This is a genomic window from Micromonospora sp. NPDC006431, from assembly GCF_042870725.1.
Lineage (GTDB): Bacteria > Actinomycetota > Actinomycetes > Mycobacteriales > Micromonosporaceae > Micromonospora.
On record NZ_JBIAHQ010000003.1, the window covers coordinates 414954 to 427414 of the forward strand.

General features: G+C 71.7%; 12 protein-coding genes. 11 read left to right on the forward strand and 1 reads right to left on the reverse strand.

Annotated features, from left to right (window positions below; translation table 11 throughout):
* Positions 1-60: 60 nt before the first annotated feature.
* Positions 61-573, reverse strand: a complete 513-nt coding sequence (locus ACFYM6_RS08350; RefSeq protein WP_073832829.1) for an Lrp/AsnC family transcriptional regulator — start codon at positions 571-573, stop codon at positions 61-63.
* Between the two features lie 205 nt (positions 574-778).
* Between ACFYM6_RS08350 and ACFYM6_RS08355 the strand changes: the two genes are divergently transcribed.
* The 11 genes from ACFYM6_RS08355 to ACFYM6_RS08405 all read left to right on the forward strand — a co-directional run bounded on the left by ACFYM6_RS08355 (position 779) and on the right by ACFYM6_RS08405 (position 12434).
* The gene (locus ACFYM6_RS08355; RefSeq protein WP_387273464.1) at positions 779-1963 is read left to right on the forward strand and encodes a PotD/PotF family extracellular solute-binding protein; all 1185 of its coding nucleotides are present in this window, start codon (positions 779-781) and stop codon (positions 1961-1963) included.
* A 5-nt stretch (positions 1964-1968) separates the two neighbouring features.
* Positions 1969-3123: an ABC transporter ATP-binding protein gene (locus ACFYM6_RS08360; protein ID WP_387273757.1), complete on the forward strand. Its 1155-nt coding sequence runs from the start codon at positions 1969-1971 to the stop codon at positions 3121-3123.
* Positions 3120-4028: an ABC transporter permease gene (locus ACFYM6_RS08365; RefSeq protein WP_387273466.1), complete on the forward strand. Its 909-nt coding sequence runs from the start codon at positions 3120-3122 to the stop codon at positions 4026-4028. The genes ACFYM6_RS08360 and ACFYM6_RS08365 overlap by 4 nt, the downstream gene beginning before the upstream one ends.
* Positions 4029-4086: 58 nt before the next feature.
* Positions 4087-4923: an ABC transporter permease gene (locus tag ACFYM6_RS08370; protein ID WP_387273468.1), complete on the forward strand. Its 837-nt coding sequence runs from the start codon at positions 4087-4089 to the stop codon at positions 4921-4923.
* A complete protein-coding gene (locus ACFYM6_RS08375) occupies positions 4920-6341 on the forward strand; it encodes an NAD(P)/FAD-dependent oxidoreductase (protein ID WP_387273470.1) in 1422 nt (473 codons plus the stop codon). Before ACFYM6_RS08370 ends, ACFYM6_RS08375 begins: the two co-directional genes overlap by 4 nt.
* A complete protein-coding gene (locus tag ACFYM6_RS08380; protein ID WP_387273472.1) occupies positions 6341-7543 on the forward strand; it encodes a saccharopine dehydrogenase family protein in 1203 nt (400 codons plus the stop codon). The genes ACFYM6_RS08375 and ACFYM6_RS08380 overlap by 1 nt, the downstream gene beginning before the upstream one ends.
* Positions 7540-8553 (forward strand): agmatinase, encoded by a 1014-nt coding sequence (gene speB, locus ACFYM6_RS08385; RefSeq protein WP_387273474.1) that lies wholly within the window; start codon positions 7540-7542, stop codon positions 8551-8553. The genes ACFYM6_RS08380 and speB overlap by 4 nt, the downstream gene beginning before the upstream one ends.
* A 147-nt stretch (positions 8554-8700) precedes the next feature.
* Entirely contained in the window at positions 8701-9585 is an 885-nt protein-coding gene (locus ACFYM6_RS08390; protein WP_387273476.1) for an SDR family NAD(P)-dependent oxidoreductase, read from the forward strand.
* A 57-nt stretch (positions 9586-9642) separates the two neighbouring features.
* Positions 9643-10035, forward strand: coding sequence for a type II toxin-antitoxin system RelE/ParE family toxin (locus ACFYM6_RS08395; protein ID WP_387273478.1), 393 nt, complete (start codon positions 9643-9645; stop codon positions 10033-10035).
* The gene (locus tag ACFYM6_RS08400) at positions 10032-10343 is read left to right on the forward strand and encodes a helix-turn-helix domain-containing protein (protein ID WP_302768334.1); all 312 of its coding nucleotides are present in this window, start codon (positions 10032-10034) and stop codon (positions 10341-10343) included. Before ACFYM6_RS08395 ends, ACFYM6_RS08400 begins: the two co-directional genes overlap by 4 nt.
* A gap of 75 nt (positions 10344-10418) precedes the next feature.
* On the forward strand, positions 10419-12434 hold the full coding sequence (locus tag ACFYM6_RS08405) for a hypothetical protein (protein ID WP_387273480.1): 2016 nt from the start codon (positions 10419-10421) through the stop codon (positions 12432-12434).
* Positions 12435-12461: the final 27 nt, after the last annotated feature.

Here is a 12461-nt window from a genome sequence, read left to right on the forward strand (position 1 = left end):
TTAGCGTGCTGTTGGGTTGATGGCAACGGAATCCGTACCCGCGCCGTGTCGTGGCGAGGCTCAGGCCGTGCCCCAGCTGTAGGTCTGCTTGCGCAGCTTCAGGTAGACGAACGCCTCGGTCGCCAGCACGCCCGGGACGCTGCGCAGCTTCTGGAGGATCTCCAGCAGGTGCTCGTCGTTGCGGCAGACCACCTCGGCCAGCAGGTCGAACGAGCCGGCCGTGATCACCACGTAGTCGATCTCCTCGAAGTCGGCGAGCCGGTCGGCCACGGCCTCCAGGTCCCCGTCGGTACGCAGGCCGATCATGGCCTGGCGGGGGAAGCCGAGTTGGAGCGGATCGGTCACCGCGACGATCTGCATGACCCCGGCGTCGAGCAGGCGCTGCACCCGCTGGCGGACCGCCGCCTCGGAGAGGCCGACCGCCTTGCCGATGGTCGCGTACGGGCGCCGGCCGTCCTCCTGGAGCTGCTCGATGATCTGCTTAGCCACGTCGTCGAGCAGAACGTGACTGGCACCTTCGCGCACGGTGACACGGCGCGCCCCGTTTCCGTTCTCCAGTTGCCGGTTGGCCATCGACCGCTCCCCTGTCCGGTTCCTTCGCGCTGAGCGTAGTGCTCCGGCGCAGTCTGGCGTATTTCGTGGTCGCTGGCTAATCCAACAACGGAATCCCTTGTAAGGGAGGTCACACCATGTCAGGATCAGTCGTCCATCGCCATGACCCTCCCGCCGGCGCGCCTCCCCCGTTCCGCCGCCGACGATGCCCCTTAGGAGTCGTCACATGCGTAGTCCCCTCCGGCCCCTCACCCGGCGTGGTCTGCTCACCGGCACCCTCGGGTCGGCCGCACTGCTCGCGACGGCGGGCACCCTGGCCGGCTGCGGCACGAAGGGCGCCCAACAGACCGAGGCCGGCTGCAAGAGCGAGGATCTCTCCGCGACGGAGAAGAAGCTGGCCTTCTCCAACTGGCCGCAGTACATCGACGTCGACGAGAAGGACGAGTCCAAGCGGCCCACCATCGAGGCGTTCATCGCCAAGTCCGGCATCCAGGTGACCTACAACGAGGACATCAACGACAACAACGAGTTCTTCGGCAAGGTGCAGAACCAGCTCGCCGGCTGCCAGCCCACCGGGCGCGATCTCGTGGTGCTCACCGACTGGATGGCCGCCCGGATGATCCGGCTCGGCTGGATCCAGAAGCTGGACAAGGCCAAGCTGCCCAACGTCGAGGCCAACCTGCTGCCCTCGCTGCGCAATGCGTCCTTCGACGCGGACCGCCAGCTCTCCGTCCCGTGGCAGTCCGGCCTGACCGCCCTCGCATACAACGCCAAGGTGACCAAGGAGATCCGTACGGTCGACGAGCTGCTCACCCGCCCCGACCTCAAGGGCAAGGTGACCGCTCTGTCCGAGATGCGGGACACCATGGGCCTGCTGCTGCAGTCCAACGGCCACGATCCCTCGAACTTCACCACCGCCCAGTTCGACGACGCGTTGGCCAAGCTCAAGCGGGCCGTCGACTCGGGGCAGATCCGCAAGTTCACCGGCAACGACTACTCCCAGGACCTGAACAAGGGCGACATCGCCGCCTGCATCGCCTGGTCGGGTGACGTGATCCAGCTCGGCTTCGAGAACGACAACATCAAGTTCGTGTCGCCGGAGTCCGGCGTGATGCTCTGGTCGGACAACATGCTGGTGCCGAACAAGGCCAGCCACAAGGCGAACGCCGAAGAGCTGATCAACTATTACTACGACCCGGCGGTGGCCGCGAAACTCGCCGCGTACGTCAACTACATCTGTCCGGTCAAGGGTGCGCAGGCCGAGATGGAGAAGCTCGATCCGGACCTGGCCAAGAACCCGCTCATCTTCCCCGACGAGGCACTGCTGTCGAAGGCCCGGGGCTTCATGGCCCTGGACGAGCAGCGGGAGAAGGAGTACGAGGCCAAGTTCCAGAAGGTCATCGGGGCGTGAGGACGATGGGACACGAGACACCGGCCGGCGACCTGCGCCTGGCCAACCTGACCAAGCGGTTCGGCGTCTTCACCGCCGTGGACGACCTCAGCCTGACCATCCCGCAAGGCTCCTTCTTCGCCCTGCTCGGTGCCTCCGGCTGCGGCAAGACCACCACGCTGCGGATGATCGCCGGGCTGGAGGAGCCGACCAGCGGGCAGGTGCTGCTCGGCGACCGGGACATCGCCGGGCTGCGGCCGTACAAGCGGCCGGTGAACACCGTGTTCCAGAGCTACGCCCTCTTCCCGCACCTCGACATCCACGAGAACGTGGCCTTCGGACTGCGCCGGCGAGGCATCCGCAACGTCGGCGACCAGGTCGAGCGGATGCTCGCGCTGGTGCAGCTCGAAGGGTACGGCCGGCGCAGGCCGGCGCAGCTCTCCGGCGGCCAGCAGCAGCGGGTCGCGCTGGCCCGCGCGCTGATCAACCACCCGCAGGTGCTGCTGCTCGACGAGCCGCTCGGCGCGCTCGACCTGAAGCTGCGCCGGCAGATGCAGATCGAGCTGAAGCGGATCCAGACCGAGGTCGGCATCACCTTCGTGCACGTCACGCACGACCAGGAGGAGGCCATGACCATGGCCGACACCGTCGCGGTGATGAACGCCGGGCGGATCGAGCAGCTCGGCCGGCCCGCCGACCTCTACGAGTACCCGGCCACCGCGTTCGTGGCGAACTTCCTCGGCCAGTCCAACCTGCTGGCCGGCGAGGCCGCCGGGCGGAGCGGGGACGACGCGCTGGTCACCGCGCACGGCCTGCGCTTCTCGGTGCCCGCCGAGCGGGCCCGGGTCGACCGGGGGTCGGTCTTCCTCGGGGTACGCCCCGAGAAGCTGCACCTGGTCGAGCGCCCCGAGCAGGTGCCCACCGGCCACCAGCACGTCGGCGGCGTGGTGACCGACGCGTCCTACGTCGGCGTGAGCACCCAGTATCTGGTGCGGACGGCGTGGGGTAGCGAGCTGTCCGCGTTCTCGGCCAACAGCGGGGTCGGCGGCCAGCTGCCGCTCGGCGCCGCGGTGGTGGCGCACTGGGACCCGCGGCACGCGTTCCTGCTGCCGCGCGAATCCGGTGCGGACGACCAGACCACCCCGCTGCTCGACCAGCCGCCGGTGGGTGTGCTCTCGTGAGCGCGTTGGCCCACGTACCGACCTCGTCGGGGCAGGGGGCAGCGCCGCCACCCCGGCGGGGACGTCACACGGCGCTGCCGTACCTGTTGCTGCTGCCGGGCGCGGCCTGGCTGCTGGTCTTCTTCGCCCTGCCGCTGCTCCAGCTCGCCGCGGCCAGCCTCTACGACCCGGGCGGATCCCTCTCCACCGGGTACGCGATGACCTGGGCCGTCGGCAACTACCCGGAGGCGTTGCAGGCGTACTGGCCGCAGTTCGTCCGGTCGTTCCTCTATTCGGCGATCGCGCTGGTGCTGGCCCTGCTGATGGGCTACCCGCTGGCGTACGGGATCGCCCAGAAGGCCGGCCGCTGGAAGAACCTGCTGCTGGTCGCGGTGGTCGCGCCGATGTTCACCAGCTTCCTGGTCCGTACGCTGGCCTGGAAGACGATCCTGTCGGACAACGGCTGGGTGGTGGGGCTGCTGCGGGACGTGCACCTGCTCGGGCCGGACGGCCGGCTGCTGGCCACGCCGGTGGCGGTGGTGCTCGGCCTGACGTACAACTTCCTGCCCTTCCTGGTGCTGCCGCTGTACGCGAGCCTGGAGCGGCTGGACCCGCGCCTGCTGGAGGCGGCCAGTGACCTGTACGCGAGCCCGCTGCGGGCCTTCCAGAAGGTCACCCTGCCGCTGTCCATGCCCGGGCTGATCGCCGGCACGCTGCTCTTCTTCATCCCGGCGACCGGTGACTACATCAACGCCGAACTGCTCGGCACCCCGAACCAATACATGATCGGCAACGTCATCGACTCGGCGTTCCTGGTCCGGCTGGACTACCCGCAGGGTGCGGCCCTGTCGTTCCTGCTGATGGCGGCGATCCTCGCGATCGTCTTCGTCTACCTGCGCAAGGCCGGCACCGAGGAGGTGCTGTGATGCGCGCGAGGAGCGCAGCGCAGCCGGGCACCGCAGTCGCGAATGAAGGTGAGTTCTGATGCGCCGTTGGCTGGCCGACCGGTGGGTGATGGGTGCCGCCCTGCTCGTCCTCGGCTACCTCTCGCTGCCCATCCTGGTGGTCGCCGGCCTCTCCTTCAACCGGCCGTCCAGCCGGCTGTCCTACGACTTCAACGAGTTCACCCTGGACAACTGGACGCAGCCCTGCGCCACCTCCGACATGTGCGACGCGGTGATCCGCAGCATGGAGATCGGGCTGATCGCCACGGTGGTCTCCACCATCCTCGGCACCCTGATGGCGTTCGCCCTGGTCCGGCACGGCTTCCGGGGGCGCGCCGGGATCAACGGGCTGATCTTCCTGCCGATGGCCACCCCCGAACTGGTGATGGGCACCTCGCTGCTCGCCCTCTTCGTGGCCGCCGGGGTGCCGCAGGGCTTCTGGACCATCGTCATCGCGCACGTGATGTTCTGCGTGTCGTTCGTGGTGGTCACCGTGAAGGCCCGGCTCGCCGGCATGGACCGGCGGCTGGAGGAGGCCGCCATGGACCTGTACGCCAGCGAGTGGCAGACCTTCCGGCGGATCACGCTGCCGCTGGTGCTGCCCGGCATCGTGGCCGCCGCGCTGCTCGCGTTCTCGCTGAGCTTCGACGACTTCATCATCACGAACTTCAACGCCGGCACCACGGTCACCTTCCCGATGTACGTCTGGGGCGCCGCCCAGCGGGGCATCCCGCCGCAGGTCAACGTCATCGGCACGGCGATGTTCGTGATCGCGTTGCTGCTCGTCGGGGCCAGCTCGCTGCGCGGCCGGCGAGCCCGGCGGGCGGCCCTCGCGACCCCCGTCGCGCCCCGCCCATCGGCGATGAGCGGATCATGAAACTCCCGCATACCGGCCGGGCGTTGGCCGACGCCGCGCCCGTCCCGTACTGGCTCGACCGATCGGAACGCCCCGACCCGCTGCCGCCGCTGGCCGGTCCGCACGACGCTGACCTGCTGGTGGTCGGTGGCGGGTACTCGGGGCTCTGGACCGCCCTGCTGGCCAAGGAGGCCGACCCGGACCGGGACGTGCTGCTGGTCGAGGCGGGCACCTGCGGCTGGGCGGCGTCGGGGCGCAACGGCGGGTTCTGCGCCGCCTCGCTCACCCACGGCCTGGCCAACGGCGTCGACCGGTTCCCCGGCGAGATCGACGAGTTGGAGCGGCTCGGCCGGGAGAACCTGGCAGCCATCGCCGCCACGGTGGCCCGGCACGACATCGACTGCGACTTCGAGCGGACCGGCGAGCTGGCGGTCGCCGTCGAGCCGTACCAGCTCGCCGGGCTCGCCGAGGACGCCGAGCTGGCCCGCCGGTACGGCCACGACGTCCGGCTGCTCGACCGCGACGAGGTACGCGCCGAGGTGGACTCGCCGACGTACCTCGGCGGGATGTGGGACCGGGACCGGGTGGCCCTGCTCGACCCGGCGAAGCTCGCCTGGGGGCTCCGCCGCGCCGCCCTCGACCTGGGCGTACGCCTGCACGAGCACACCCGGGTCACCGGCCTGCACAGGGACGGCGGCGCGCTGCGCGCGACGACAGCCGGTGGCCCGGACGGGGCGCCCGCGGTGGTCCGGGCCCGGCAGGTCGTGCTCGCCACCAACGCGTTCCCGCCACTGCTGCGCCGGCTGCGCGCCTGGCTGGTCCCGGTATACGACTACGCGCTGATGACCGAGCCGCTGACGCCCGTCCAGCAGAAGGCGATCGGCTGGGCGAACCGGCAGGGCCTGGCCGATGTCGGCAACCAGTTCCACTACTACCGGATCACCGCCGACGGCCGGATCCTCTTCGGCGGGTACGACGCGGTCTACCACTACGGCAACCGGATGGCCCCGGAGCTGGCGCAGCGGCCGGCCACCTTCACCGCCCTAGCCGAGCACTTCTTCACCACCTTTCCCCAGTTGGCGGGTCTCCGGTTCAGCCACCGCTGGGGCGGGGTGATCGACACCTGCACCCGGTTCTGCGCGTTCTTCGGCACCGCGTACGAGGGCCGGCTGGCGTACGCGGCCGGGTTCACCGGGCTCGGCGTCGGGGCGACCCGGTTCGGCGCCCGGGTGATGCTCGACCTGCTCGGCGGGGAGGAGACTCCGCTGACCCGGCTTGACCTGGTGCGCAGCAAGCCGCTGCCGTTCCCGCCGGAGCCGTTCCGCGCCGCCGGCATCAACCTCACCCGTTGGTCGCTCGCCCGCGCCGACGCGCGCCAGGGGCGGCGCAACGGGTGGCTCCGTACGCTCGATCGTCTTGGACTGGGGTTCGATTCCTGATGCGCATCCTGCTCGTCGGCGCCGGCGGCGTCGGCTCCGCCGCCGTCGCCATCGCCGCCCGCCGCTCCTTCTTCGAGACGATGGTGGTCGCCGACTACGACCTCGGCCGGGCCAGCCGGGCCATCGCGGATTACGACACCCGGTTCGTCGCCGCCCCGCTCGACGCCTCGTCGGCGGAGGCGGTCGCCGCGCTCTGCCGCGAGCACCGGATCACCCACGTGCTCAACGCGGTCGACCCGCGCTTCGTCATGCCGATCTTCGAGGGCGCGTTCGCCGCCGGGGCCGACTACCTGGACATGGCGATGTCGCTGTCCCGCCCGCACCCCGCGCATCCGTACGCGGAGACCGGGGTGAAGCTCGGCGACGACCAGTTCGCTCTCGCTGAGCAGTGGTCCGGGGCCGGTCGGCTCGCGCTCTGCGGCATCGGCGTCGAGCCGGGCCTGTCCGACGTCTTCGCCCGTTACGCCGCCGATGAACTCTTCACCGAGATCGACGAGATCGGGGTACGCGACGGCGCCAACCTCACCGTCGACGGCTACGACTTCGCCCCGTCGTTCTCCATCTGGACCACCATCGAGGAGTGCCTCAACCCGCCGGTGATCTGGGACGCCGACCGGGGCTGGTACACCACCCCGCCGTTCTCGGAGCCGGAGGTGTTCGAGTTCCCGGCGGGGATCGGCCCGGTGGAGTGCGTCAACGTGGAGCACGAGGAGGTACTGCTGATCCCGCGCTGGGTGAAGGCCAAGCGGGTCACCTTCAAGTACGGCCTGGGCGACGAGTTCATCGAGGTGCTCAAGACCCTGCACAAGCTGGGCCTCGACTCGACCCGCCCGGTGTCGGTGCGCGGCGTCGAGGTCGCCCCGCGCGACGTGGTGGCCGCCTGCCTGCCCGACCCGGCCACCCTCGGCGACCGGATGCGCGGCAAGACGTGCGCCGGGACGTACGTCACCGGCACCGGGGTCGACGGCCGGCCACGGCGGGTCTACCTCTACCACGTGGTCGACAACGAGTGGTCCATGAAGGAGTACGGCCACCAGGCGGTGGTCTGGCAGACCGCGATCAACCCGGTGGTCGCGCTGGAACTGCTGGCCACCGGCGCCTGGTCCGGCACCGGGGTGCTCGGCCCGGAGGCGCTGCCCCCGCGGCCCTTCCTCGACCTGCTGACCGGCTACGGCTCGCCGTGGGGAATGGAGGAGCGGTGACCCGCTACGGCCCGATGTTCGGCCCCGACGTGACGTTCCTCGGGGTGCCCCCGTGCACCCTGGACGAGCCGGTCAGCTACGCGGACGCGGACGTGGTGATCGTGGGCGCGCCCTTCGACGGCGGCACCTCGCACCGGCCCGGCACCCGGTTCGGCCCGTCCGCCATCCGCCAGGCCTGCTACCTGCCGCACGACGGCTCCCGCCCGTCGCTGGCGCTGCGGGTGGACGGCCTGCAGGACCTCCGCGTCTACGACGCGGGCGACGTGGAGATGTTCTCCGGCGACATCGAACGGTCGCTGTCCGCGCTGGAATCCGCCGTCCACGCGGTCGCGTCCGCCGGGGCGATCCCGATCGTGCTCGGCGGCGACCACTCCATCGCGCTGCCCGACGCCACCGGGGTCGCCCGCCACCACGGGCTCGGCCGGGTGTCGCTGGTGCACTTCGACGCGCACGCCGACACCGGGGACATCGAATTCGGCTCGCTGCACGGGCACGGCCAGCCGATGCGCCGGCTCATCGAGTCCGGCGCGGTACGCGGTGACCGGTTCCTCCAGATCGGCCTGCGCGGCTACTGGCCCGGCCCGGAGACGCTCTCCTGGATGGCCGACCAGCGGATGCGGTCGTACGAGATGACCGAGGTGGTGGCCCGCGGGCTCGACGAGTGCCTGACCGAGGCGTTCCGGATCGCCACCGACGAGTGCGAGGGGGTCTTCCTCTCCGTCGACGTGGACGTGGTCGACCCGGGCATGGCCCCCGGCACCGGCACCCCGGAGCCTGGCGGGCTGACCTCGCGGCAACTGCTCGACGCCGTCCGGCGCTGCTGCTACGAGCTGCCCGTGGTCGGGGTGGACGTGGTCGAAGTCGCGCCGCCGTACGACCACGCCGACATCACCGCGTACCTGGGGAACCGGGTGGTCCTGGAGGCGTTGTCGGCGATCGCCCGCCGCCGCCGGGACGCCGCCGGCAGCCAGCCCTGGGACCCGCGCCAACCCCTTCTCGACGGCCGCTGACGGGCCGGCTGATCCCCGTCCGGTCCGCCACGGCGGGTGCCAGGCAGGGCCGGACACCTGGCTGCGCACGATGGCGGTGGACCGCCACCGGCTGACCCGGGAATCGTGGCGAGCAGGGAGCGTCAGCCGGGGAAGGGGTGGTCCGTTATGCCGCCGGAGGAGACCGCCACGCGGATCGACGGGCCGGCCTCCGCTGCCGTGCCGCGTACCCCGCGCCGGCTGCGCCACCCGGACCGGTTCCGCGCCCGGTACGGTCCCTGGGCGCTCGTCACCGGCGCGTCGTCGGGCATCGGGCGGGAGATCGCCGAGGTGCTCGCCGCCGCCGGGTTGCACCTCGTCCTCGTCGCCCGACGGCGGGACGTGCTGCTCACCCTGGCCGACGAGCTCACCGACCGGTACGACGTCCAGGCCCGGGTGGTCGACGCCGACCTCGCCACGCCGGCCGGGGTGGACGCGGCCGTCGCCGGCAGCACGGACCTCGACGTCGGGCTGCTGGTGGCCGCCGCCGGGTTCGGCACCTCCGGGTCGTTCCTGGACGCGGACCCCTCGGTCGAGGCGGAGATGCTGGACGTCAACTGCCGGGCGGTGCTGACGCTGACCCAGCGGTTCGGGCGGCGACTCGCCGTGCGCGGGCGTGGGGGCGTGGTGCTGCTGGCCTCGCTGGTCGGCTTCCAGGGCACCCCGCACGCCGCCTCGTACGCGGCCACCAAGGCGTACGTGCAGGCGCTCGCCGAGGCGCTGCACGTGGAGTGGAAGCCGCTCGGCATCGACGTGCTGGCGGCGGCGCCCGGCCCGGTGCACAGCGGCTTCGCCGCCCGGGCGGGGATGCGGATGGCACTGGCCGCCCGCCCCGCCGACGTGGCGGCTCCCGTCCTCAACGCGCTCGGCCGCCGAGGCACAGTGCTGCCCGGCGGCCTGGCGAAGCTGCTCACCTGGTCCCTGCGGCCGCTGCCGCGCCCGGTGCGGGTCCGGATGATGAGCGTGGTCATGCGCGGCATGCTCGACGAGAGCCGTACGCCCGACCCGGCGTGACGCGGCGCCGGAATCCTGCACCACTCCTGCGTGTTTAGTTAGAGCTATAGTTGAGGCATGCGCGCCGCCGGGGATCGCTGGTCGGTCCGGGTTACAGGTGAGGTCCGTCTGTGGCTCCGCGACCTGCGGCAGAGGGATCCAGCATCGTATGAGAGTGTTCGGGTCGCCGTGGACAAGCTGGCGGAGGTCGGGCCGGGACTGGGGCGCCCTCTCGTGGACACGTTGCGCGGCAGCAGTATCCGCAACCTGAAGGAACTCCGGCCCCGGTCGGGGCGGGACGTCGCGATCCGCGTGCTGTTCGTCTTCGATCCCTGGTCGCAGGCCGTGCTCCTCGTCGCGGGCAACAAGGCCGGGAACTGGACGCGGTGGTATCAGCAGAACATCCCAGCGGCGGAGGTCGCGTACAAGACTTGGCTCGACAATGAGCGCGAGCGAAGGGGGGAGCCGTGACGGAGTTCTACGACTGGGATGAGGTTCGCGCCGAACTCGGCGGTGACGACGCGGCGTACGAGGAGGAGCGGACTCGGACCGAGGCGTGGGTGAGTGCCTTCCACCTCGCCGAGGAGCGGAAGCGGCTGGGGCTCACCCAGCGGCAGGTCGCCGATCTCATGGGTGTCACGCCGGGCCGGGTGAGCCAGATCGAGAACGGCGACCTCGACGTGAATGAGGTGGCCACGCTGAGCCGGTATGCGAATGCTCTCGGGGCCAGGCTGAGGATCATCTTCGACTACGGAGACGATCTTCGTCAGATCGCATGAGTAGCACCGGTAGGACGTGGGCTGCGACGGCGACGGGTAACCCGGCGAGGAGTGACGCGGCGTAGAGTGCGGCGGGTGCTGAACCGGCTGGACGAGATCGACTGGACGCAGCTCACCCACGCCTACGGGACGGCGGAAGACGTCCCCGACCTGTTGCGGGCCCTCGCCTCGGACGACGAGGACGAGGTCGAGGAGGCCCTCGGCGAGATCATCGGCAGCATCTTCCACCAGGGCACCGTCTACTCCGCCACGGTGCCGGCCGTGCCGGTCCTCGTGGAGTTGGCGTCGGCGGCCAGCCACCAGCGATCCGAGATCCTGGCCACCGTGGGCATGCTCGCCGACCCGCACCACGCGTACGGCGACGAGGCGGAGGAGGTCCGCGAGGCGGTGCGGGCGCAGGCGGACCGGCTGGCGCCGCTGCTCGCCGACCCCGACCCGCAGATCCGTGCGGATGCGGCGTACACGGTGGCGCAGTGCGGAGACCGGCTTCCGGCCGCCCTGTTGCGGGACCGCTGGGCCGTCGAGGAGGTGCCGAGCGTCCGGGCCGCGCTGGCGCTGGCACTCGGGCTGCGTGACCCGGCCGGCGCCGCCGACCTGCTGGCCGCCGCGCTGCAGCAGGAGGAGCCACCGGTACGCGTCGCCGCAGTGGTCGCGATCCACCGGGCCGGGCTGCCCTGGCCGGCGAGTGCCGCAGAGGCGTTCGCCGCGGCGGTCGACCCGGAGGTGGAGCTCGACTACAACTGGCAGCGCGAGGGTGAGGCCCTGGACGAGTTGGTGAGCGAGGCCGACGAGCGGTTCGTGGTGGACCTGCTCGGTCGCCTGCTCACCGCCGCACCGCAGGCCCGCAAGGCCGCCGCGTACGCGATCGGTGAGCGCTGTCGGCAACTGCGTTCCGCCCCGGCCCTGCTGCTGCCCCTGCTGGGTCCGGCGCTGCACGACCCGGACGAGAGTGTCCGGGCCGAGACGGTCGGGGTGCTTCGTGCCGCCGGTCCCGCCTCGGCGGCGTACGCCGATGACCTGGCACAGGTCGCCGCCGGATGGCCGGCGGTGGCGGACGCCACCGGATACACCCCCCAGCAGCGGGCGGTGGAGACCCTCGCCATGCTGGCCGACCCGCGCTGGGTCGACGCGATCTGTGCAGTCTGGGCCGGCGGGCACGAGGTACGGCTGCCGGTCGACGAGCCTCCCGTCGGCGAGGCCGTGCTCGCCGCGGCCCGGGGTCACCTGTTCGGTGCCGACGACCCGGCGCTGGTCACCGGGCTGGCCACCCTGCTCGAACGATGGGGGCCGGCCGCCTCCGCCGCCGTGCCGGAGCTGGTGGCCGCCCTGCCGGTCGCCCCGGCCCGGGTGGCGGCCGCGCTCGCCGCGATCGGGGCGGCGCCCGAGCCGGCGGTGCCGGAGCTGCGGGGGACGGCCTCCCAGGGCGACGTTTGTGCCGGGGTGGCGCTGTGGCGGGCCACGGGTGAGGTCGAGCCGGTGGAGATCGCTGTCGCCCGGCAGTTCGACGCGGGGCCGAACGGCGACGACTGGCGGCTCCGGCATGCCTTCGACGCGGTCCCGGCGCTGGGCGCGCTGCTGCCGCGGCTGCGGGAGTACCTGACCGGGAGCGCCATGGAGACGGAGGCGGAGCGGTACGCGCAGCTGCTGGCGGCCCGGGCAGTGCTGGAGCTGACCGGCGACGGTGACGCGGTGCTGTCCACCGTCCAGGCGGTGCTCGGGACCGGCTGGTGGGCCGCGTCCGCCGCCGCCGATCTGGTGGCCCGGTTCCCCGATCCGGCCTACGAACCGGCCCTGTGGAAGCTGCTCGGCGAGCGGGTGGGCCCGGTGGCGCCGGTACGGGCGCTGTGGCGGCTCGGCGGATCCCCGGACGACCTCGCGCCGGTCCTGGTCCGCCTCATCGAGGAGGGATGGACGCGCGATGTGCTCCCGCTGCTAGTGGAGATGAATGCGCGGAGTGTGCTGCCGGCGCTGCGGGACCTCGCCGAGCGGGACCCGCGGGTGATCACCGGCGGGGCCTACGCGAACACCGCCTGGCAGGACGAGCAGCTTCGGCGCGAGCTGCGCGAGGCAGTGGCTGTCCTCGACCGGTAGCCGGGGCCTCCCCGTGGTCGGGAGGTC

Bases quoted from the DNA above. Each gene is read 5' to 3' on its own strand.
- ACFYM6_RS08350 (WP_073832829.1), bottom strand. From the start codon at position 573: ATGGCCAACCGGCAACTGGAGAACGGAAACGGGGCGCGCCGTGTCACC.
- ACFYM6_RS08355 (WP_387273464.1), top strand. From the start codon at position 779: ATGCGTAGTCCCCTCCGGCCCCTCACCCGGCGTGGTCTGCTCACCGGC.
- ACFYM6_RS08360 (WP_387273757.1), top strand. From the start codon at position 1,969: ATGGGACACGAGACACCGGCCGGCGACCTGCGCCTGGCCAACCTGACC.
- ACFYM6_RS08370 (WP_387273468.1), top strand. From the start codon at position 4,087: ATGCGCCGTTGGCTGGCCGACCGGTGGGTGATGGGTGCCGCCCTGCTC.
- ACFYM6_RS08375 (WP_387273470.1), top strand. From the start codon at position 4,920: ATGAAACTCCCGCATACCGGCCGGGCGTTGGCCGACGCCGCGCCCGTC.
- ACFYM6_RS08380 (WP_387273472.1), top strand. From the start codon at position 6,341: ATGCGCATCCTGCTCGTCGGCGCCGGCGGCGTCGGCTCCGCCGCCGTC.
- ACFYM6_RS08390 (WP_387273476.1), top strand. From the start codon at position 8,701: ATGCCGCCGGAGGAGACCGCCACGCGGATCGACGGGCCGGCCTCCGCT.
- ACFYM6_RS08395 (WP_387273478.1), top strand. From the start codon at position 9,643: ATGCGCGCCGCCGGGGATCGCTGGTCGGTCCGGGTTACAGGTGAGGTC.